21 protein-coding genes and 2 pseudogenes are annotated in these 21,326 nt (G+C 63.5%); 13 read left to right on the top strand and 10 right to left on the bottom strand.

Going from position 1 to position 21,326, the window contains the following annotated elements:
• Nucleotides 1-30 precede the first annotated feature (30 nt).
• Entirely contained in the window at nucleotides 31-1,404 is a 1,374-nt protein-coding gene (locus HV744_RS20530) for an ATP-binding domain-containing protein (protein WP_246279122.1), read from the top strand.
• Between the two features lie 24 nt (nucleotides 1,405-1,428).
• Here HV744_RS20530 and HV744_RS20525 read toward each other — a convergent pair whose 3' ends face one another.
• Nucleotides 1,429-2,376 (bottom strand): phosphoribosyltransferase, encoded by a 948-nt coding sequence (locus HV744_RS20525; protein ID WP_175151254.1) that lies wholly within the window; start codon nucleotides 2,374-2,376, stop codon nucleotides 1,429-1,431.
• A 277-nt stretch (nucleotides 2,377-2,653) separates the two neighbouring features.
• On the opposite strand from HV744_RS20525, the gene HV744_RS20520 reads away from it, so the two are divergent.
• On the top strand, nucleotides 2,654-3,196 hold the full coding sequence (locus HV744_RS20520; RefSeq protein ID WP_425497784.1) for a putative pterin-binding protein: 543 nt from the start codon (nucleotides 2,654-2,656) through the stop codon (nucleotides 3,194-3,196).
• Complete coding sequence (locus tag HV744_RS20515; protein ID WP_175151253.1) at nucleotides 3,166-5,025, top strand: ATP-binding response regulator; 1,860 nt, start codon at nucleotides 3,166-3,168, stop codon at nucleotides 5,023-5,025. The genes HV744_RS20520 and HV744_RS20515 overlap by 31 nt, the downstream gene beginning before the upstream one ends.
• 76 nt (nucleotides 5,026-5,101) lie before the next feature.
• On the opposite strand, the gene HV744_RS20510 is transcribed toward HV744_RS20515, so the two are convergent.
• The gene (locus tag HV744_RS20510; RefSeq protein ID WP_175151252.1) at nucleotides 5,102-5,956 is read right to left on the bottom strand and encodes a helix-turn-helix domain-containing protein; all 855 of its coding nucleotides are present in this window, start codon (nucleotides 5,954-5,956) and stop codon (nucleotides 5,102-5,104) included.
• A gap of 107 nt (nucleotides 5,957-6,063) precedes the next feature.
• On the opposite strand from HV744_RS20510, the gene HV744_RS20505 reads away from it, so the two are divergent.
• Nucleotides 6,064-6,288, top strand: a complete 225-nt coding sequence (locus HV744_RS20505) for a hypothetical protein (RefSeq protein WP_175151251.1) — start codon at nucleotides 6,064-6,066, stop codon at nucleotides 6,286-6,288.
• A 2-nt stretch (nucleotides 6,289-6,290) separates the two neighbouring features.
• Here HV744_RS20505 and HV744_RS20500 read toward each other — a convergent pair whose 3' ends face one another.
• Together HV744_RS20500 and HV744_RS20495 are read right to left on the bottom strand one after the other, a co-directional pair.
• Complete coding sequence (locus tag HV744_RS20500) at nucleotides 6,291-7,631, bottom strand: type II toxin-antitoxin system HipA family toxin (protein WP_175151250.1); 1,341 nt, start codon at nucleotides 7,629-7,631, stop codon at nucleotides 6,291-6,293.
• 2 nt (nucleotides 7,632-7,633) lie between these two features.
• Nucleotides 7,634-7,888 carry a helix-turn-helix domain-containing protein gene (locus tag HV744_RS20495; protein WP_175151249.1) on the bottom strand — a complete coding sequence of 85 codons (255 nt, stop codon included), beginning with the start codon at nucleotides 7,886-7,888 and terminating at the stop codon, nucleotides 7,634-7,636.
• A gap of 345 nt (nucleotides 7,889-8,233) precedes the next feature.
• On the opposite strand from HV744_RS20495, the pseudogene HV744_RS20490 reads away from it, so the two are divergent.
• The 4 genes and pseudogenes from HV744_RS20490 to HV744_RS20475 form a co-directional block, all read left to right on the top strand.
• Nucleotides 8,234-8,590 (top strand): annotated as a pseudogene (locus HV744_RS20490) (NAD(P)/FAD-dependent oxidoreductase); the annotation flags it as partial.
• A 27-nt stretch (nucleotides 8,591-8,617) separates the two neighbouring features.
• Entirely contained in the window at nucleotides 8,618-9,250 is a 633-nt protein-coding gene (locus HV744_RS20485; RefSeq protein ID WP_175151248.1) for a C39 family peptidase, read from the top strand.
• Nucleotides 9,251-9,495: 245 nt separating this feature from the next.
• Complete coding sequence (gene zwf / locus HV744_RS20480; protein ID WP_175151247.1) at nucleotides 9,496-10,977, top strand: glucose-6-phosphate dehydrogenase; 1,482 nt, start codon at nucleotides 9,496-9,498, stop codon at nucleotides 10,975-10,977.
• Between the two features lie 48 nt (nucleotides 10,978-11,025).
• Nucleotides 11,026-11,376: pseudogene (locus tag HV744_RS20475) on the top strand (nucleoside hydrolase); the annotation flags it as partial.
• Nucleotides 11,377-11,414: 38 nt separating this feature from the next.
• On the opposite strand, the gene HV744_RS20470 reads toward HV744_RS20475, so the two are convergent.
• Complete coding sequence (locus HV744_RS20470; protein ID WP_175151246.1) at nucleotides 11,415-12,371, bottom strand: LysR family transcriptional regulator; 957 nt, start codon at nucleotides 12,369-12,371, stop codon at nucleotides 11,415-11,417.
• Nucleotides 12,372-12,998: 627 nt separating this feature from the next.
• On the opposite strand from HV744_RS20470, the gene HV744_RS20465 reads away from it, so the two are divergent.
• Nucleotides 12,999-13,217, top strand: a complete 219-nt coding sequence (locus HV744_RS20465; RefSeq protein WP_175151245.1) for a hypothetical protein — start codon at nucleotides 12,999-13,001, stop codon at nucleotides 13,215-13,217.
• On the opposite strand, the gene HV744_RS20460 is transcribed toward HV744_RS20465, so the two are convergent.
• Nucleotides 13,174-14,226, bottom strand: coding sequence for an NAD(P)-dependent alcohol dehydrogenase (locus HV744_RS20460; RefSeq protein WP_175151244.1), 1,053 nt, complete (start codon nucleotides 14,224-14,226; stop codon nucleotides 13,174-13,176). The two genes, HV744_RS20465 and HV744_RS20460, sit on opposite strands and share 44 nt — an antisense overlap.
• Nucleotides 14,227-14,544: 318 nt before the next feature.
• Between HV744_RS20460 and HV744_RS20455 the strand changes: the two genes are divergently transcribed.
• Entirely contained in the window at nucleotides 14,545-15,513 is a 969-nt protein-coding gene (locus tag HV744_RS20455; RefSeq protein ID WP_175151243.1) for an AraC family transcriptional regulator, read from the top strand.
• A gap of 30 nt (nucleotides 15,514-15,543) precedes the next feature.
• On the opposite strand, the gene HV744_RS20450 is transcribed toward HV744_RS20455, so the two are convergent.
• The 3 genes from HV744_RS20450 to HV744_RS20440 all read right to left on the bottom strand — a co-directional run bounded on the left by HV744_RS20450 (nucleotide 15,544) and on the right by HV744_RS20440 (nucleotide 17,670).
• The gene (locus tag HV744_RS20450) at nucleotides 15,544-16,317 is read right to left on the bottom strand and encodes a molybdopterin-dependent oxidoreductase (protein ID WP_175151242.1); all 774 of its coding nucleotides are present in this window, start codon (nucleotides 16,315-16,317) and stop codon (nucleotides 15,544-15,546) included.
• Nucleotides 16,314-16,946, bottom strand: coding sequence for a cytochrome b/b6 domain-containing protein (locus HV744_RS20445; protein WP_175151241.1), 633 nt, complete (start codon nucleotides 16,944-16,946; stop codon nucleotides 16,314-16,316). Before HV744_RS20445 ends, HV744_RS20450 begins: the two co-directional genes overlap by 4 nt.
• Before the next feature lie 91 nt (nucleotides 16,947-17,037).
• Nucleotides 17,038-17,670: a hypothetical protein gene (locus tag HV744_RS20440; RefSeq protein WP_175151240.1), complete on the bottom strand. Its 633-nt coding sequence runs from the start codon at nucleotides 17,668-17,670 to the stop codon at nucleotides 17,038-17,040.
• Between the two features lie 282 nt (nucleotides 17,671-17,952).
• Here HV744_RS20440 and HV744_RS20435 point away from each other — a divergent pair, with 282 nt between their 5' ends.
• Nucleotides 17,953-18,624, top strand: a complete 672-nt coding sequence (locus tag HV744_RS20435) for a heavy metal response regulator transcription factor (RefSeq protein WP_175151239.1) — start codon at nucleotides 17,953-17,955, stop codon at nucleotides 18,622-18,624.
• A complete protein-coding gene (locus HV744_RS20430) occupies nucleotides 18,621-20,021 on the top strand; it encodes a heavy metal sensor histidine kinase (RefSeq protein ID WP_175151238.1) in 1,401 nt (466 codons plus the stop codon). Before HV744_RS20435 ends, HV744_RS20430 begins: the two co-directional genes overlap by 4 nt.
• 131 nt (nucleotides 20,022-20,152) lie before the next feature.
• On the opposite strand, the gene HV744_RS20425 is transcribed toward HV744_RS20430, so the two are convergent.
• A complete protein-coding gene (locus tag HV744_RS20425; protein ID WP_175151237.1) occupies nucleotides 20,153-20,494 on the bottom strand; it encodes a zinc ribbon domain-containing protein YjdM in 342 nt (113 codons plus the stop codon).
• A gap of 264 nt (nucleotides 20,495-20,758) precedes the next feature.
• Between HV744_RS20425 and HV744_RS20420 the strand changes: the two genes are divergently transcribed.
• Complete coding sequence (locus HV744_RS20420; protein WP_175151236.1) at nucleotides 20,759-21,061, top strand: putative quinol monooxygenase; 303 nt, start codon at nucleotides 20,759-20,761, stop codon at nucleotides 21,059-21,061.
• Nucleotides 21,062-21,326: the final 265 nt, after the last annotated feature.

Below are 21,326 nucleotides of genomic sequence, written 5' to 3'. Positions count from 1 at the left end.
TATTGATGATAGTCGTTGATTGACAACTGAATGTCAATCAGGGAAAGTGGTGGCACCTATTTCATCGAGGAACTGCTGTACTGCCCTGACCACATCGTCAAGGATGCAGCGATTGCCGGCGTGAATCCGGCGCGCATCGTCGACGCAAAGCGCAAAGAGCGGCTCGCGGCGGTCATCCGCGAAGCGCTGCCGGCCGACGAGCCGCGCCTTGCCTGCGCGTCGAAAATCCATCACTTTCTCGCCGACGAACTCGCGCTCACGCCGGACGCGAGCGCGCTGGTCGGCCAGGCGGGCACGCTCGTCACGCGTCTCGCGGGCGGGCTTGCGACGTGGGCGCGGCGGCTCGAGTTCTCGCCATTCCGGCTGCGCGTAATCGGCACGGCCGGCTCCGGCAAGACGCAACTGGCGGTGCAGGTGATGAAGGATGCGGTGGCGCGCGGCCAGCGGCCTCTATATGTGTGCTTCAACCGGCCGTTGGCGGATCACATCGCGCGGGTCGCGCCGCCCGAAGCGAAGGTCGCGAACTATCACCAGTTGTGCGACTGGATCGCGCGCGATGCGGGCCGCGAGCCCGATTTCCAGTCCGGCCAGGTGTTCGATCAACTGGAAGCAATGTTCGCTGACACGCCGATCGAGCCGCGCTGGCAATTCGACGTGCTGATCGTCGACGAAGGCCAGGACTTTCAGCAGCCGTGGGTCGCCGCGCTCGAGCGGCTGTTGCGTCCCGGCGCCGCGTGGTGGTGGCTCGAAGACCCGCTGCAGAATCTGTATATGCGTGAACCGGTCGCGCTGCCGGGCTGGACCGTGCTGAAGGAAACCACCAACTATCGCAGCCCGCGCGACATTCTCGACTATGTGCGCGAGGTGGTCGGCGCGTCGGTGCCGGTTGCCGCGGCGCTCGCGTCGGGCAGTCCGTTCGACGGCTCCGATATTTCGCTGTCCGTCTACGACGAAGCGCATGCCGCCGAAGGCAGCATCGAGGCGACCAAGCGCGCGATCACGCAGGCGTTGTCGCTTGGCTTTCGCAAGCAGGACATCGTGGTGCTGTCGTTTCGCGGCCGCGAAGGCTCGGCGATGACCGCGCAGGATCATCTCGGGCCACACCGGCTGCGCAGCTTCACCGGCAAGTACGATCTGTTCGGCAACCCGGAGTACCGCGAAGGGGACGTGCTGTTCGAGTCGATCTATCGCTTCAAGGGGCAGGCGGCGCCGTGCGTGATTTTCACCGAGGTCGACTTCGATGCATTCGATGAGCGCATCGCGCGCAAGCTGTTCGTCGGCGCCACGCGCGCGACGATGAAGCTGATCGTCGTCGCGTCGCAGCGGGCCGCGCGGCATTTGCATTTGCGCGACGGGAAGGAGATCAGGGAGGGCAAGGAAATCAGGGAGGCGAGAGAAGGCTAGCCGACAATCCCGGCGCCCCCTCACTCAACTCCAGGCACGCGCCCCAACCAGCATCCCGGTTCGCGTGAGCGCATCCCACCAGATCACGCGCAACAGCGGCGCTTGCTGCGCGATCAGCAGCGCCTGCACCGGATCGCTCTCGACAAAATGCGTGACGCCGCCGCGCAACGCGGCGGTGGCCTTGTGAGCGGCAGCGCCGGCGGGACTTTCGTCGTGCGCGTCGGGGGTGCGCATCACCAGCTGCATATGGCCGAAGCCATGCCGCGCGAGCCATGCTTCGGTGCGCGCGCGATCCACTTCCGGGCGGCCGGTGATGATCGTGCGAACGCGTTGCAGATCGATGCCGGGCAGCACGTCGAACGGCACCAGCGCATCGCGTTCGGCGAGCGCGGCGGCGAGATCCTCGTCGTAGCGTGCGAGCGGCACGTCGGGCAGCAGTATGCCGTCGAGATCGATCGCGTAGGTCGCGTATTCGTGATCGTCCGCCATCGCCGGCGCACTGCCGGCTTCGACGCGCTCCCAGTCATCGCGATAACGCTCGGTGTAGGCCTGGCGCTCCCACGGGAACAACGCGAAGTAGCCGCGCGCGTCGATCGCATAATCGGGTTGCGCGCGGCTCAGGTCGTCCACCGCGCCGGTCAGCGTCATCACGTCGAGTCCTTGCTGGCGCAGGAACGCGATGCAATCGGTCAGCGTAAAACCGCGCCCGGCAATGTCCTCGCACAGCAGCACTTTCGAGCCCGCGGGCGGAATCGGCAGCGTCGAGTCCCATGCGACCGTGCGCGAGTGCCGCTCGTAGCGCAGGAACGCGACCGGCGTGCCGACCGCGTGCGACACCATCAGCGCGAGCGGCGCGCCGCCGCGCAGAATGCCGATCGCCATCGTGAAATGTTCCGCGAGCAAGGCGGGTTGCAGCGATTCAATCCAGTGATCGAGCTGTTCGTAAGTCAGAGGCAAAACCGGCTTGTTCATAACTCGTATGGCGTCGCGGCGCTCGTAGGGCGAGTGTCTGCGGGGCGGGCGCGGCTTGCCAGTGTGGTGAAGCGGCGCGTCCTCGTTTTTGAGACAAAGAATTTTGGCGATATTATGCAGCGGTTCAAAGATCGCGTGTCGGGGTGACGCGCATCACCGGCAGGCGTGTCGCGAGAGCGCGGCCATGGCTGGGTAATGAATCGGCAGGGGCGGCAAGGGAGCATCCCGGCGCAGTGCCGGGCCGCCCGCAAGCAACAGACAACAGATAAAAAAGCAGGTGACCACGGTGATTGCAAAGCTGCATGACAGAAACAGCGCACCCAGGCGCGCACGCTGGGCGATGGGCCTGATTTTCGCGCTGGCCGCATGGGGGGCTCAGGCCCAGTCGGCGGCTTCGCCGTTGGCGCTCGACGTAGAGGGCAAGATCGGCAAGACCACCGATGCGTCGCACCACACCTATCACTTCACCGAGGCCCAACTGCTCGCACTGCCGGCCCACTCGATCACGACCTCGACCACCTGGACGCCGCGCTCCACCTTCACAGGACCGCTGCTCGCGGATATTCTGAAGACGGTCGGCGCGTATGGCACCCAGGTCGAGTTCCAGACGTTCGACGACTACACCTACACCGTGCCGGTGTCGGACTGCGATCGCTATGGCGTGGTCGTTGCGTACAGCATGAACGGCCAGCGCCTGAAGATCAGCAACTTCGGGCCGCTGTTCCTCATCTACCCGCGCGATGCGTACCCCGATGAACTGACGGGCGCGTCGGGCGATTCGAAATTCGTATGGCAGATCAAGGCCCTCATCGTCAAATAGCGCGCCGTCCGTGGCGCCGTGTCCTCTACGTGCTGATCTGGCTGACCGCGCTCGCGGCGCCGGCCGGCGCGATCGGCTATCTGTTGTACGCGAACCTGTTGAACCCGCGCGCCACCGAGCAGCTGACCGGGACGTACGACGGCTTCTACTGGGACGCCGCGCAGTTGCAGATTGCCTACGCGCGTTTCGAAAACCAGTTGCTGCTGTATCAGTCGGGCGTCGACGACGACTATCAGCGGCTGATGCTGCGCTTCCAGCTGCTGCAATCGAAGCTGCATGTGATGGCCGGCTCGACGAGCCGGCTGACCTCGCAACTCGCGTTGCTGCAACGGCAACTGGACGAAATCCAGTCGCTCGATCATCTGCTGGGCGAGATTCAACCCGCGGTCGACGAGTTGCCGCAGGACCGCAGCCGTGTCAATCAGATCGTCGCGCAGATGCGCGAGCACTGGAACGAGGTCAACGATCTCGCGCTGAGCCGCCGGTTCGCCGACGTCGCCGACCGCGAGGCGATGAACCGCGATTTCATCGACAAGCGGCGCATGCTGTTTGCGGGCGGCCTGTTGCTGCTGTTGCTGTCGGCGGCGGCGACGCTGCTGCTGGTGCTCAACGGCCGGCGCCGCACGCGGCTGATGTACCAGCAGCACGCGGCGCTCGCCGCCGAGCACCAGGCGAGTCGCGCGGCGCGCGAGGCGAGTCTCGCGAAGGACGCGTTTCTCGGCATGATCAGCCATGAGCTGCGCACGCCGCTGCATGCAATCGTGTCGTCGATCGAATTGCTGGGCTTCAACTACCACTCGGAAGCCGACCGCAAGGTGATCCAGCGGCTCGAAACCGCGGCGCGGCATCTGGAAGCACAGATGAAGGATCTGACCGATTACGCGCGTCTCGGCGCCGGCAAGCTCGAGTTGCGTCACGAGCATTTCGAACCGCGCGAACTGCTGGCGTCGATCGTCGACGAACACGCGATGTCGGCCGCCGCGCGCGGTCTGAAGCTCGAAAGCGAGGCGAGCGGCATGAGCGGTCCGGTCGATTCCGACCCGCACCGGATTCGCCAGATCGTCAACAACCTCGTCACCAACGCGATCCGCTACACCGAGACCGGCACGGTGCGCGTGCAATTGCGGCAGCAACCGACCGTGCTGGTCTTCGTCGTCAGCGATACCGGGCCGGGCGTGCCGCATGCGCAGATTCCGCTGATCTTCCAGGAGTTCACGCAACTGGACGCGTCGCGCACGCGCCGCTTCGAAGGCGCGGGAATGGGGCTGACCATCGTGCAGGGGCTGGTGAAACTGTTCGGCGGCAGGGTCGACGTGGCGAGCACGGTGGGCAAGGGCACGACCTTCACCGTGACGATTCCGGTCACGCCGGTCGCCGCCGCGCAGCCGCCGGGCGTGGCGGCGCGGGCCGAGCCTGGCGGCGCGCGGCCGTGCGTGCTGATCGTCGACGACAACCGGCTGATTCGCGAGTCGCTTAGCGAAATGATCGTGCACATGGATTTCGACGCGCACGCCGTCGCCAATGCGGACGATGCGCTCGCGTGGCTCGACACGCGCCGCTGCGACGTGGTGCTGCTCGACCTGCACATGCCGGAGCGCGACGGCTATACGTTTCTCGCGGATTTCGCGCGACGTGGCGGGCCGTCGTCGGGGGTGCCGGTGATCGTGGTCAGCGCGTATGCGCCGGAGGCGGGTATGGCAGGGGAGGCAGGGCGGGCTGGGGAAGAGCGCGGCGCACAGCCGTTCTTCGAGGCGTTACTAAAGCCGGTACATTACGAGGATTTGCGCAACGCGTTGCAGCGGGCTTTGGCTTCGCGGCCTACGGTGTGATGCGCGGCGCGCGCGGTGCGGCAATGAAAGCGGAGCACGCACCTTCAGCCGCCTGGCGGCGCGGTGATGGCCGGCGTTACGGCCGATTGAGCCGCTTGGACAGATCGGCGACCAGGATCGCCATGCGCGCGGGCTTTTCATAGCACGCGACGTCGTAATCGCGGATCACCTGGCTGATCTCCGATTCGCTGGCCTTGCCGGTCAGCAGTTCGCCCGTCAGCACGAAGATCGGCGCGTCCGGATTCTCCGAGGCACGCACCGCCTGAATCGCGGCCGCCGAGGTCTGCGCGCCGAACAGCCAGTCGATCACGACGCCGTCGAACACCTGTGTTTGCAGTTGTTCGGCGAACGCTGCGAGCCCGTAGATCGCCACCGCCGCGAAGCCGCTGCGCTCCAGATAGTCGCGCAGATTGTCGGCGCTGGCCTGATCGTCGTCGACCACGGCGATGGTCGGCTTGTCGGTTTCGGCGCGGCGCGGATAGATCTCGATCTTGTGGACCTCGTACGCGCTTTGGTAAAGCGTGCCGTCGTGGCGGGCCACGCGCCATTGGCCGAGCCTCGAGTACGCGACGTATTCCGGGCGGCTGCCCGGTTCGAGCGCGGCGCCGATCCACGCGGTACACGCCAGCTCGACCGCGCCGATGCAGAACACGGCTTCCTGGGCGATCGCCCCGACCATGCCCGGATCAAGCGATTGCGCGCCGAACAGCTGGGCGGCGGGTTCGCCGAACACCTCGGCCACCTTCTTGATCTGCGACAGGGTCCACGGGCTGTTGCCGCGCAGCTTGCGGTGTCCCTGTGAAAAACTCAGATCGAGAATGCGGCACAACTCAGTGGTTTGCTGGCGTTTGCCGATTCCATGCCGGCTCATCAACTCGCGCACGCGTTCGGCGACTGCGATGGAGTCAGGTGAGTTTGTTTCGTTGGTCATACTGCGTGAGAATCCGCCGTCTTAAAGGGTGCTGGAGTGCGATACGACAGGCGCGGTGCGCCCCTGCACGCCGATGCGCATTGGCCGGCTACGCAGGGGGACCGCAAATGTACCGTAAAAAGTATCGCGATTTGTATTTTTGTAAGACCACCGCCGAGCCCGTCAGTGCGAGGTACAAAACGGACATACCGGCGGTTTTTTATCTATTTAGCATCAATCGCATTTTACCGATGAACTGGTGCCGCATCTGTATGGAAATGTGTCAGGCGGGGCGGCGGGTCGCCGGGCGCGGCGCGTGGCGGCGAAATGCCGCCTGGCGCGGCCCGGCGTGAGCCTATGTCGCCGGCATCTTTTCGAGCTTGGCCGCCGAGCTCTTCAGTCCTTTGAAAATCCGTTCGGCCACCTTGCCCGGAAAGCGCTCGGGCAATTCCGCCGAGACCCGCGCGATCACTTCGGGCGTCTGCTCGATCAGCCGCTGGATCAAGGGCTCGGCGTGAGCGGCATACGAGCACTTCAGCGCCATCGTGTTGAAGTGGCGCCGCTGCACGTCGCGGAACGCATCGTGTTTGCTGCGCGACCACATGCCCATCGCGAGTCTGGCCTTGAACCATGACCACTGGTTGGGGCCGTTGCCTTCCACCGGCCAGATCGACATCACGTCGTAAAGCGGCGTCATGCGGAACTGGCCGCCCGCCAGCAGGCGGATGCTGAAGTTCTTGGCGTGGCCGTCCGGCGCCGCCAGCATCCAGAACAGAATCTGGCTCGCCAGCAGCGTTTCGATGTCCTGCCGGGCCGTCACCGATTGCTGAAGAATCCGCGCGAGGTCGAGCACACCGGGACCGCCTTCGTTTTCGTACTTGCGATGCGACGGCACGCCGTACACCTGGCAGAAGTCTTCCTGCGGCAGGCGCAACAGCCATTGCCCGCTCGAATGCAGTTGCCGGTCGAAGCGTTCGACGCTCAGCACCCGCTGCTTGCCGAACGTCATGATCTCCGTGTTCGCGACCGGCAGACCGTAGGCGCGCAGAATCCGCAAACACAGCCACTCGTTTTCAACCGAAGTGCTGAGGTCGGCGAGCCTGTTGCCGACCAGGCCGAGCGGCAGTTTGAAAATGTGCGTGGTGGGCGTGGCGCCATGCGGCCGCTGCCATTTGCCGTCGTGCCACAGCAGCGCGGTTTTTTCCTGCGCGCCGGCGAGCGAGATGCGGAAGTCGTCGGTTTCGTCAGGCGCGCCTAGCGCCGGATTGCTGACCGTGCGGGCCAGCATGACCTCGATCTCGGCGTCCCGGAGCGGCGTTCCCTCGATCCGGTCGACGCCGCTCGGCATGTCGTCTTCGGCGAGCAGCTGGACGGCGCCCACGCAATCGCGGCCGATGGCTTGCAGCAGGTCGAACGCATCGAGCGTTTCAGTCTGGTAGCGTTGGGCGATGCGCTTTCTGATCGCCTCGCTGTCGGGCAGCAGGTTGTCGAAGTAGTTCAGCACCCGCGGCCCTTTTTGCGCCATGTTGCCCGGCGTGAACGGCAACGACAGCGACAACGGCCGGCCCGCGGGCGACGCGACCCATGCGGGATCGTAGGTGAACTCCATGGGGCCGCGAGCAGGCAGGCGCCAGACACCGACACGTTCGCCGTTGGCCCATACCGACAGCGCGCGTGAATGCGTTTGCCGGGCCATGATCACCACTCGACGATCGGCGCCGGCTCAGCCACCGGCTGGCTCTTGTCGCGCACTTGCAATTGCAGGCCGTAGATGCCGCACAGCGCCAGCAATTGGTTGAGGGTGAGGGCGTCGGCGTCGGTTTCCAGTGCCGAAATGCGGCTCTGGCTGACGCCGATCCGCGCGGCGGCCTCGGTCTGCGTGAGGCCTGCTTGCCGCCGGCTGGCGGCAAGCAGCTGGGCCAGCTGGTCCGGTGTGGCGATGAGGTGGAGCATGACGGATTATCTGTGAGGCGAATAAATGCAATTTATGCGTCAAACGAATATTTGTCAAATATTCGCCTCGCGAATATTTTGCAGATATCTGCCAGACGAATAATTTGCAATTATCTGTGTGACGCATAAACACCGCCAGCATCGAGCCGGTATCCAATGCCAGCCACGCATCCAGCTGGGCTTCTTCGCTCTCACGCCGGCATTGCGGACAACCCGCCTGCCTGCGAAGATTATGCCCACACTTAAAACCGGCTTGCCTGATGACCACGACCTACCCGCTGCACGCGAACTTCACCCCAGCCGACCAACCGTTTCCGACCCATGCCGACGTGGTGGCCGGACAGTGAGCGGGTGCTGCATCCGCGCGATCCGCATCCGCAGCCGAACGTGAGCCACGCGCCGCGCGCGTTGAAAAAACTGCGCGCGTTGTTCCCCGCGTTGAAAGACGCGCAGGAGGTCGAATCATGGGCCGGTCTGATCGACGTGCTGCCCGACGGCATTCCGGTGATCGACGCGCCGCCGCAGGTCTGCGGCCTGACGATTGCCACCGGCTTTTGCGGTCACGGTTTCGCGATGGGGCCGATCGTCGGCAAGCTGCTCGCGGAAATGAACGACGGCGGCGAGGCTTCCCTCGATCTGTCGGCGTTCCGCGTGCAGCGTTTCTTCGACGGCACGATGCAGCGGCCCCGCAGCATGCTGTAAAACACCCGCCACTCCTACGCACCACCGATGAACCAACCGACACTCCGCCACGCCGACGTCCCGTATTACACGCAATGGGGCAGCCCCGAATGGGTTCGGCATATCGTCGAGCAGCAGGGCGACCCTTGCGACGATCCCCACTGGCAGCGCAGCGGGTTCGCCGACCCGGAGCGTTACCGTTTCTGGGCCAAACGCTTGTGCGGCCTGACGTGCCTCGAATCCGCGCTCGACTACTGGCGCATCGGCCACGCGCCGCGCGCCGCGCTGCTCGATGAAGCATTGCGGCATGGCGTGTACCGGATGCGCGAGGACGGCGGCGTCGACGGGTTGATCTACCGGCCGTTTGCCGAGTGGACGGCCGGCGCGTTCGGTATTCAGGTCGAGGTGCTGCCGCAGGCGCCGCTCGAAGAGATCGCCGCGCACCTGAACGCCGATACGCTGGCGATTGTCTCCGTGAGCCCCGAGATCCGCTATCCCGAGCGGCCGAATCAACGCCACGGCGGCCATCTGATTCTGCTGCATGGACGCGATCGCCACGGCGTGTGGTTTCATAATCCCTCGGGCATCGCGCCGCATCAGGCCAACGTGTATCTGCCATTTGCAACGATGGCGCGTTTCTATGCGGGGCGCGGCATGGTGCTTGGCCGGATCGTGCGATAGGGGCGGCGAGTGCGGGTCGGCCGCCCGCCCTCAGCCGCAATAAACCCCGTAAGAGCAGCCCTCTGCCACCCAGGTTGGCATCTTGCGCCAACCTGAGGCACATGTTGCCGTGCAAACAATCTCAAAACGTTGCAACATAGGCGTTTGCCAGAAAAAAGTGCCGGTCCGCCGGCGCGGGCGCCTTGCTCACCCTTTTTTCTGTCCCTTGACCGACGCCTCCTCCATCACGACGCTGCGACCGCGCTATGACGACCCAACACGCTCCTGCCACTCCTGACCTGCCGCTCGATATGATCATCTTCGGCGGCACCGGCGACCTGTCGTTTCGCAAGCTGCTGCCCGCGCTCTACATGGCGCATCTGCACTGCAATCTGCCGCCGGACACCCGCATTCTCACGATCGGCCGCAAGCCCTGGTCGCGTGACGAGTACATCAACGAATTCATGGAGTTGAAGGCCAAGCCCTTCATCGAAAAGAAGGCGTTCGATGGCGCCGCCTGGGACAAGTTTCTGGCGCTGTTCGAGTACGTGCGTATGGATGTCGATTCGGCCGACGACTACCAGCGTCTGAAAGAGGCGTCGCGCGACGGCGTGCGCCGCGTGTTCTATCTCGCGACCTCGCCGGATCTGTTCACCCATATCTGCGATCACCTTGCGTCGGCGGGGCTGGTCGACGGCAATTCGCGCGTGGTGCTCGAAAAGCCGCTGGGCCACGATCTGGCGTCCGCGCAGGAGATCAACACGGCGGTCGGCAAGCATTTCAGCGAAGCGCAGATCTACCGGATCGACCACTACCTCGGCAAGGAAACCGTGCAGAACCTGATGGTGCTGCGCTTCGGCAATCCGATTTTCGGCCCGCTGTGGCAGGCGCCGTATATCAAGCGCGTGCAGATCACGGTCGCGGAAACGGTCGGTGTGGGCAGCCGCGCGGGCTTCTATGACAAGACCGGTGCGCTGCGCGACATGGTGCAGAACCACCTGCTGCAATTGCTGTGCATCGTTGCGATGGAGCCGCCGGTGTCGCTCAACCCGGACGCGGTGCGCGACGAAAAGCTCAAGGTGCTGCGCTCGCTGCGTCCGATGACGCCCGAGGACATCGTCCGCGATACCGTGCGTGGCCAGTACACCGCGGGCGCGGTGGACGGCGAGGCGGTCAAGGGCTACCTCGAAGAAGACAACGTGCCGGCGGGTAGCCGCGCCGAAACGTTCGTCGCGTTGCGCGCGCACATCAACAACTGGCGCTGGGCCAACGTGCCGTTTTATCTGCGTACCGGCAAACGGATGCAGAAGAAAGTGTCGGAGATCGTCATCGAGTTCTCCGAGCTGCCGTTCTCGATCATTCCGAGCGGTGGACGCAACTATGGCAACCGTCTCGTGATCCAGTTGCAGCCGGAAGAGTCGATCCAGTTGCAGATGCTCGCGAAGGAACCGGGCAGCGGCATGCACATGCTGCCGGTGAATCTGAATCTGGATTTGCAGCAGGCCTTCACCGAACGTCGCGCGGAAGCGTACGAGCGTTTGCTGATCGACGTGATTCGCGGGCGTCTGACGCACTTCATGCGTCGCGACGAACTGGAAGCCGCCTGGGCGTGGGCCGAGCCGATTCTGGAAGGCTGGGGCAAGTCGGGCGACAAGCCGCGCGCTTATACGGCGGGCACGTTCGGGCCGGCGGCGTCGACCGCGCTGATGGCTCGTGAGAATGCCGTGTGGGCGGAAGAGTCGCAGTAAGTGGATGCGTGAGGGCGGGCGTGCAACGCGGTCTGCCTTGCATACCCGCACGACGCGGCGAAGCAGACCATCATCACGCAACTGTTCAAGACGTTGAACGGCTATGGTTTCGACGGCAAGAACGGTTTCGAGACGAACCCGAACTACACGACGAACATCTGGGACACACTAACGCTCGCGTATCTGATGCATCCAGCGTTCGCGACGCAGACCGTGGACGAGTGGGTGGACGTGGATAAGAGCTTCGGCGCCAATGACGGCAAGGCAACGGGATATAAGGGTTCGCCGCCGGCGGGTTTGCAGAAGATGACGATCGTCAAACGCTTCGACAATCCGAACCTGTCCAATTTCTACGTTGATCTGTTGACGCGGTCGGTGCCGGTCGCACTACTGAACTGACGCGTTGATTGGCGCTGCGCGCCCGCAATCAACCCGCCTCAGGCGGGATGCAGGCCGCGCAGCAACTGACGGACATGCGAGAGATCCTGATCGACGTGCTCCGCTTTTTCGAACAACTCCGCCAGCCAGTCGACGAAGGCCCGCACGCGCGGCAACACGCGGCGGTTCTTCATATAGGCCACCGAGACCGGCATTGGCACGGGTTTCCATTGCGGCAGCACTTCGCGCAGCAGTCCCGAATCGAGGTAGGGCTGAGCGGCGATCCGCGCGGGTTGAATCAGGCCGAGGCCTTGCAGTCCGCAGGTGAGATACGCCTGCTCGTCGCTGACCTTGACGAAGCCGTTGACCTTGACGTTTTGCGCGTCGCCGTCCACTTCGAAATCGAAGTCCACTTCGCGGCCGTTATGCGGCGACATGCAGTTGACGGCGACGTGTCCGCGCAGATCGTCGAGATCGACGGGCGTGCCGCGACGGGCCAGATAGGCCGGACTTGCGCAGGTCACGTGTTCGAGCGTGCCGAGCTGTCGAGCGACCAGATTCGAATCCGGCAATTCGCCGAGCTGGATGCAGCAGTCGATTGCTTCGGAGATCAGATCGACGGTGCGGTTGCTTACGCCGATGGCGAGATCGAGGTTCGGGTAGCGGGCGTGGAAGTCGTCCAGTGCCGGCAGGACGATCGCGCTTGCGACGGCGCCCGGCATTTCAATGCGCAGACGACCTGTCAGGTTGTCGGTTGCATGACGGATGCTGGCTTCCATTTCGTCGATATCGGCGAGGATTTGCGCGCAGCGTTCGTAGTAGGCCGCGCCTTCGGGCGTGACGCTCAGACGCCGCGTGGTGCGGGCCAGGAGCGCAGTGCCCAGCAGGGCTTCCAGATTCTGGACAATGGTGGTCGCCGTCGCGCGAGGAATGTTCAGGGATTCCGCTGCGCGGGTGAAGCTGTTGGTGTCCACGATTCGGATGAATGTGCGCATTGCAGTTATTCTGTCAATCACGGTGCAGACTCCAGTCGAGGGTTCGGGTTGGGGGTATTTGCCTGCGTGGCGCTTTCGGTGGTGTTCTTATGGTGTTGGCCTTTCCTTGATTTCATGTCGGTCTATTTGCGTTGCCCCTGTGCGGGGCGGCACTCACTTTCTTTGCCGCCGCAAAGAAAGTAAGCAAAGAAAGCGGGCTCAAACCGCCAGCTCATAAGCGGGTCCCCTGGCTTGGAGGGGGTAGTGGTGCATCTGGAATCCGTGTCTTCGCACATTCCGCGGCAGTGACAAGGCAGTCATTCTTCCGGCGGCGCTGCGCGCGCCGAAGCGGTACTTCGTCAGGTCATTGGTCTTATTCGGCGCCTCGCCGAGGCGAAGCCGATGGCTTTTCACCGCGCAGAGAACTACCCACGGCTTTCCCTGGCATACCCGTCCGCGACGCACGCAGTGCGGAGTGGGAACGGATGATGGCTTTGTCACTAACGCGGAATGTGCGAGCGCACAGATTCCAGATGCACCACTACCCCCTCCAAGCCAGGGGACCCACTTAAGAATTAGCGGTTTGAGCCCGCTTTCTTTGCTTACTTTCTTTGCGGCGGCAAAGAAAGTGAGTGCCGCCCCGCACAGGGGCAACGCCAATAGACCGATATGAATTCAAGGAAAGGCCAAAACCATGAGCACCCAGCCAAAACCCCAGAGAGTGAAGCAAAAAAAGAACAATCAAAAAAAGCCAACAACACCGCAAGAAAAAATCCTGCAGAGCAACAAACCCGCGCAGCGAAAGAAAAAAACCTCACCCCGCCGCGCGGGCAAAAAAAACCAATTACTTCCGCAAGGAATCCAGATCAATCACAAACCGATACTTAACATCGCTCTTAAGCATCCGCTCATAAGCCTTATTAATCCCCTGCATCGGAATCACTTCAATATCGGAAGTAATCCCATGCTCCCCGCAGAAGTCCAACATTTCCTGCGTCTCCGCAATCCCGCCAATCAATGACCCGGCCAGACGGCGACGCTTCATGATCAGATTGAACACCTGCGGCGACGGATGATCGTGCTCCGGCGCGCCGACCAGCGTCATCGTCCCATCGCGCCTGAGCAGATTCAAAAACGGATTCAAATCGTGCTGCGCAGCCACGGTATTCAGAATGAAATCGAAGCTGTTCAAATGCGCGTCCATCTCTTCCTGATTCTTCGAAATCACCACCTCATGCGCGCCAAGCCGCTTCGCGTCTTCGATCTTCGACGGCGACGTCGTGAACAGCACGACATGCGCGCCCATCGCGCGAGCAAGCTTCACGCCCATATGGCCCAGTCCGCCGAGGCCGACAATCCCGACCTTCTTGCCAGGTCCCGCGCCCCACGTGCGCAACGGCGAATACGTCGTGATGCCCGCGCACAGCAGCGGCGCGACGCCCGCCGGGTCGAGATTGTCCGGCACGCGCAGCGTGAACGCTTCGTCCACGACGAGCTGCGTGGAATAGCCGCCGTACGTGATCTGACCGTCGACACGATCGACACCGTTATACGTGCCGACAAAACCGTTTTCGCAATACTGCTCGAGACCTTCCTCGCAGCTCGCACACGTGCGGCACGAATCGACCAGACAACCGACGCCAACCAGGTCACCTGCCTTGTACTTCGTCACGTCCGGGCCGACCGCGGTCACACGGCCAACGATCTCGTGGCCCGGCACCACCGGAAACACCGTGTTCTTCCATTCATTGCGCGCCTGATGCAAATCGGAATGGCACACGCCGCAAAACAGGACTTCCATCTGCACGTCATGGGCGCGCAGTTCGCGGCGCTGGATTTCGAACGGGGCGAGCGGCGCGGTAGCGGCGGTCGCTGCATAGGCATAAGTCGTGCTCATGGGTAGCTCCAGCAAAGAGGGTGATGGTGCAAGGCGCCTGCTAAGGGCAACGCGCGTTGCCGATGCGGCCAGCCCTGACATGAGCCGGGATCACGGCGCCGGCGGTGGTTGACGAATTCGCCGAAGCGTTGAATTGCCAACCGCGCCCAGCGCAGCGCGGAAAAAGTTGATCCGGCAGGTTCCCATCATAGGAGCGCGCAGCGAGTGCGGGAATACCTGAATGTCTTGAAGATTTGCCTAAAACTCCTGGCGAGAAGCGCGATAGGCTGTTTGATGCTAAATTTCAAGCATTATTATCTTGCTCATCACTATACCGTCATGTCGACCCGTTCCGCTGAACCCGCATCGATCGATTCCGCCCAGCAGCGTGTAATCGAATTGTTCGACCTGCTCGCGCCCACGCCGGGCCTTACCCGCTCGAGTCTGGAAGGCGTCAGCCTGATGCGCGCCAATCGTCCCATGCCGCGTATGCCGGTGATGTACGAGCCGAGCATCGTGATCGTCTGCCAGGGCCGCAAGCGCGGTTATCTCGGCGATCAGGTGTTCCAGTACGACGCGCAGCAGTACCTGGTGCTGTCGGTGCCGCTGCCGTTCGAATGCGAGACCGAGGCGAGCCCCGAAAAGCCGTTCCTCGCGATCTCCGTGCGCGTCGATCTGACGATGGTGGCCGAGCTGCTGATGACGCTGAACGAAACGCAGGGCGCCACCCAGAATGAACCGGTCGGCATCTATTCGACGCCGCTCGATCCGGCGCTGTGCAATGCGGTGCAGCGTCTGGTGGAAGCGTTGGCCTCGCCGCTCGACGCGCGCATTCTTGCGCCAGGCGTGGTGCGCGAAATCTGTTATCGCGTGTTGACCGGCGAGCAGGGCGATGCGATTCGCGCGGCGCTCACGCATCAGAATCATTTTGGCCGAATTGCGAAAGCGCTGCGCCGCATTCATGCCGACTACCACGGCGAACTCGACGTCGATACGCTCGCCGCTGAAGCGGGCATGAGCCTCCCGGTGTTTCATGCGCGGTTCAAAGCCGTGACGGCGACGTCACCGATGCAGTACGTGAAGACCACGCGTTTGCATCACGCGCGTCTGCTGATGGTGCAGGATGGTTTGAATGCGGGCGCGGCGGCGGCGCGCGTCGGATACGAGAGCGCATCGCAATTCAGCCGCGAGTTCAAGCGTCTGTTCGGCCTGAGTCCGGTCGACGAAGTCAAACGCATGCGCACTGTCTACGACCCACCGGCACCGCGCGTGCTGAAGCCGGTTGCGCGCTACGTGAGCGCCGTTTAGGCGAGCCAGGGGAGTGGCGTGGGCGTTCGGTTATAAACCGCTGAACCAGTTGTACCCCTGATCTTCCCAATAGCCGCCGGGATTCGTGTTGGTCACGAAAATCGCCGCGATATGTTTAGGATTCTTGAATCCGAGCTTGGTCGGCACGCGCAACTTGAGTGGATAGCCGTACTTGGCCGGCAGCGGCGCGTTGCCGAAGTCGAGCGTCAGTTGCGTTTGCGGATGCAGCGCCGTCGCCATGTCGAGGCTCGAATAATAACGGTCCGCACATTTGAAGCCGACATAGCGGGCGCTCAGATCGGCGCCGATGCGTTCGAGGAACGTGCGAAACGGCACGCCGCGCCATTGCCCGATCGCGCTCCATCCTTCGATGCAGATAAGACGCGTGATCTGCGAAGCTTGCGGCAATGCGCGCAACTGATCGAGATTCCAGCTGCGCTTGTCCGACACCAGCCCTGACACTTCCAGCTGATACGTCGAACCGTCGATATCCGGCGCGTCGAACTCCGGATAGAACGCGTTGAACGGAAACGGGTTGGTGATCTCGCGGGCCGAATACGTCGGCGCGAGCTTGTTGCGGTCGAATAGCCAGCCCTGCACGCGATCGTTCCAGCGCGACATCGCCCAGAGCACCTTGTCGACGGAATCGCCGTCCTGCATGTTGCAACCGGACAGCATTGCCAGCGCGCCGATCGACAGTGACGAGCGCAAAAACAGACGCCGCTGCAGCCGCTCGATTTGCGGCCGATGATCGGCGAGGACGATCCGCGATTGCCGGGCGTCGGTGGGTTTGGATGCGCTCATGCCTGAGTCCTTTCATGCGTGGCGTGCCGGGCGCGGCCTGTCAGCATCGGCGGCAACGTGCGCGGCACCAGCAGCACTAGCGCCAGATGCACGACGACAAAGCCGACCACGCCCGCCATCGCAACGAAATGCACGCGTCGCGCGAAATCGAAGCCGCCGAACAGCGCGGTCAGCCACGAGAATTGCACCGGCTTCCAGATCGACAGTCCGGACGCGACCAGCAGCACGCCGAGGCACAGCACGAACAGATACAGCGCGCGCTGCACCGCGTTGTATTGGCCGGTATCGTGCGGCAGCCTGAAGCGCAGCGCTAGCGCCGCATCGCGCGCGACATCGCGGGGATGAACCGGCAACAGCTTGCGGCGGAAATGTCCGCGTCCGATGCCGTACGTCAGATACAGCAGCCCGTTCGCGCAAAGCAGCCACATTGCCGCGAAATGCCACGCAATCGAGCCGCCCAGCCATCCGCCGACGGTCGCCCACGCCGGAAATCTGAACGGGAAAAACGGCGACGCGTTGTAGATCGCCCAGCCGCTCATCACCATGCAGACCATCGCGAACGCGTTGATCCAGTGCGTCACGCGTACGACGAGCGGGTGAACGAGGAGGCGCGTTTGCGGTTCGGACATGGGCGAAGATGACGGTGCGAACGGGAAGTGGAAGGCCGCGTCGTCACGGAACGCGGCCGCTTGAATGATTGAGGAATGACCGGAACGCGCTTTACATCGGCGGCGTCACGCCGTGCACGCCGGCCGAGATGAAGTTCGCCGCCATCGAGCCATCCGCTTCCTTGTGCGCGAACAGCACGACCTTCGCGCCCGGCACCAGCAGCGAACGGTCGCCCGGTTGCAGGTTGACGATAGGCACGTCTTGCGGAATCACGATTTTCTTTTCGCCGTCCTTGTACTTCACGGTGATCGTGCGGCCGTTGCTGACCACGAGCGAGCCGACCGTGCCGTTGGTCATCGAGCTGTTCGAGCCGAGATCCCACGGCCGATGACCTTCGCCGGAGCCGCGCATGCTGGCCGGGAACACGTGTACTTCGAGCGCCTTCAGCGTGCCGTCGGCTTGCGGGATCGCGGCGGTGCCGACGTAGCTGTCCGGCTTGATGTCGTTCACGTTGGCGAGTGTGACGCCGCGAATCGGCGTGTCAGCCGCGAGCTTCACGTCGACGTCTTTGCCGTCGCGGGTATGGACTTTGAGCAGATCGCCAGCGAGCGATGTCACCGTGCCGCGCACGCCGGTGGGCGCGGCGTTTTGGGCCTGCGCAGCGGGTGTCGTCGCGAGGAAAGCGGCGGCGACGAGCGCGGGGGCAACGAATGCGCGCACTGCATGCGCGGAAACGATCTTCATGAATCTGCTCCAGGGTGGTGAACGGTAGGGACAGATTAGTTGGCGAATCGGCTCGGCCGGGTGACAGACCGATGACAAAAACGTCATGAACGGCGCGCCGCCGCCACGTAGAATGGCCGCGATAGCGATGTCCGGCGCGTGTTGCAGCGCGCCGGAGAGCGCCGCTGAGTTACAGCGTGAGTCACAGCATGAGTCACAGCTTGAGCCGCAGTCCGAGCTACAGTCTGGGTCACAGTCTGAGCCGAACCCCGGGCCGAAGCCCGAGTTGGAGCACCGAGCACCATGAGCATCCTCGTCATCGAAGACGATCCGAAAACCGGCGACTACCTGAAGAAGGGTTTGCGCGAGAGCGGCTATGCAGTCGATCTCGCGCGCACCGGCACGGACGGCCTGCACATGGCGCTCGAACACGCGTACGACCTCGTGGTGCTGGACGTGATGCTGCCCGGCATCGACGGCTGGGAAATCATGCGCGCGTTGCGCGCGCGGCGCGATCTGCCGGTGATCTTTCTGACCGCGCGCGATCACGTCAGCGACCGCATCCGCGGTCTTGAACTCGGCGCGGACGATTATCTGGTCAAGCCGTTTTCGTTTACCGAACTGGTGTTGCGCATTCGCACGCTGCTGCGCCGCGGCGTGATCCGCGAGAGCGACGTGTTCGAGGTCGCCGACCTCAAGCTCGACGTGCTGCGCCGCAAGGTGACGCGCGAAGGCGTCGAGATTCCGCTGACCAACAAGGAATTCATGCTGCTGCATCTGCTGGTGCGCCGCCAGGGTGAAGCATTGTCGCGCTCGCAGATCGCATCGGAGGTGTGGGACATGAACTTCGACAGCGACACCAATGTGGTCGACGTGGCAATCAAACGGCTACGCGCGAAGGTCGATCATCCGTTCGAAAAAAAGCTGATCCATACGGTGCGCAGCATCGGCTACACGTTCGGCGACGGCGCATGAAACTCTGGACCGAGCGTTCGCTGACGGCGCGCACCACGGGGCTGTTCGCGTTGATCGCGTGCGTGGTGATCGGCACGCTGGGCGCGTATTTTTATCACTCGGCCGAAGTGTCGCTGCAACGCCGCGCCGACGTCGTGCTCACCGGCCGCGTCGAACATTTCAGCCGGATCGTGCACGACCTTTACTCGGTCAGCGAACTCAAGAAGCGGCCGCTGCTGTTCGAGACCATGCTCGGCGCGGAACAGGACGTGCTGCTGTTTCGCCGTCCGGGCGAAGTGCCGTTCGTCGACGTGAACCCGGCGAACGTCGCGGTGCCGGCGCTGCCGGCCGGCGCCGTGGACCGCCCGCCGAGTTTCGCCGACATCCGCCAGACCCGCTTGCCGGGCGGCGTACCGGTGCATTGGGCGATTGCCACCGCGCGAGCCCGCGAGGACGGCACCGAAGTCGAAGTGATCGCCGGGCACCCGATGACGCAGGAAGTGCGGATGCTGGCCGCGTACCGCAATCGCATCGTGCTGGCCACGCTGATCGGCATGCTGGCCGCGACGCTGCTCGCGTGGTACGTGCTGCGCCGCGCGTTGCGGCCGGTGCGCGAGATCGCCGCGCGGGCCGCGCAGATCAGTCCGGCGAGCCTGTCGGTGCGGCTCGACAGCGACGCGGCACCGGTCGAATTGCGGCAGCTCACGCACGCGTTCAACGCGATGCTCGACCGTCTCGCCGACGGTTATCAACGGCTGTCGCAGTTCTCCGCCGACCTCGCGCATGAGATTCGCACGCCGGTCGGCGCGCTGATCGGCCAGACCCAGGTGACGCTCGCCAAACCGCGCGAGCCCGACGAATATCAGCAGTTGCTCGAATCGAATCTCGAAGAGCTGAACCGCTTGAGCCACATTGCGGAGAACATCCTGTTTCTCGCGCATGCGGATCATGCGGCGCTGTCCGTCGAACGCGAGCCGGTCGATCTGCACGCGGAGCTCATCAGGATCGCTGATTATTTCGAGGGCCCCGCCGACGAACGGGGCATGCGCTTCGAAGTCGATGCGCAAGGCGTGGCATCGGTCAATCCGATGCTGTGCCGCCGCGCGATCAACAATCTGGTCGTCAATGCGGTGCGCTACGGCGCGAGCGATACGGTCGTGCGTTTGCGCGGCACGCAGGACGCGGAGGGCGCAACCGTGGTGGTCGAAAACGAGGGCGAGCCGATTCCCGACGCGCAACTGGACCGGCTGTTCGATCGCTTCTATCGCGCGGACGCGGCGCGCAGCGCGTTCACCGAATCGAACGGATTGGGGCTCGCGATCGTCAAGGCGATCATGCATCTGCACGGCGGCACGGCGCGCGTGGTGTGTCCGGCGCCGCGCGTGGTGCGCTTCGAGTTGCGCTTTCCGGGCGCCTAGTTGCAGGCCCAACGTGTCCATCAGCACCTGATAAAAATCGAAAGCGCGCTCGAAATGGGTAATGCCGACGAATACGTGGGAAAACATCAGTGTCGCTCCTCGTTGGCGCCGCTCCGGGCCACCCCGTTCGGTCAGACCTTCTTCAGATACGCGGCCTTCAGCATGAAGTTGCCCGCGTCCATCTTGCAGTCCACTTCATGATCGCCGCCGGCGAGGCGAATGCTCTTCACCTTGGTGCCCATTTTCAGCGTGATCGACGAGCCTTTCACCTTCAGGTCCTTGATCAGCACCACGGCGTCGCCGTCGGCCAGCGGGTTGCCGTTGGCGTCCTTGACCACGCGCTCGTGGGCGTCGTCGGCGGAGGCGGGGGCGTTGAGCGGCCATTCATGCGCGCAATCCGGGCACACGTAGTTTTCGCCGTCCGGGTAGGTGTTGTCCATCGCGCATTGCGGGCAGGCGGGAATTGTCGACATGATTTTCTTTCCAGGCCGCAACCGGCGGCCAATGACTTCAGGGCCGGCGAGTATAGCGGACGCGCGTCGGCCGCACGCATGCGCCGCGCCGGTTGCTGCGGTAGCGCAAACCGCTCGCGCTGCTTGCGTCTTGGGGCTGCGCCTGCCGCTGAGCGGTGCGGCCTATACTCAGATGATGGCGAAACGCTCCCGCATGTTTCGTCGCGCTTTGTGCAGGCTCGCAAAGCGATTTCACTGTCTGCGTCTCACATCAGGAGTCGTGTCATGGTCAAACTCGCTCTGTACGTTCATCTCGAAGCCAAGCCCGGCAAGGAACAGGAAGTCGAGGCTTTTCTGCTCAGCGGCCTGCCGCTCGTCGAACAGGAGCCGGCCACCACCGCGTGGTTCGGTTTGAAGCTGGGGCCGTCCAGCTTCGGCATTTTCGACGCCTTTCCCGACGAAGCCGGCCGCGACGCGCATCTGAACGGCAAGGTGGCGGCCGCATTGATGGCGAAGGCCGGCGATTTGCTCGCGTCGCCGCCGAGCATCGACAAGGTGGATGTGCTGGCTGCGAAGTTGCCGGGATGATCGGGCAACTAATGGAGCAGCTAATTGCGCGGCTAATCACGCTTGCAGTGGCTCTGATGTGATGGACGACTCCCGCTACGCAGCGAGAGGTTTATGCCATGTATGGACGACTCCCTGTTGTCAAGCAGTCCGCGTTCTCTGGCACTGGGTCGAGGTTGCAGCCATGTATCCGGGCTCAGTTCGCAGCAATCGCTGCGGGCCCACGATGAATATCCGCAGATGGGTACCCCATCAGAGCCTCGGGCCTGGATGCCCTTGGTGCAAA

Origin of the sequence: Paraburkholderia ultramafica (assembly GCF_902859915.1) — a bacterium.
In the GTDB taxonomy this organism is placed as follows: Bacteria; Pseudomonadota; Gammaproteobacteria; order Burkholderiales; family Burkholderiaceae; genus Paraburkholderia; species Paraburkholderia ultramafica.
This window is presented reverse-complemented; position numbering and strand designations above follow the sequence as displayed.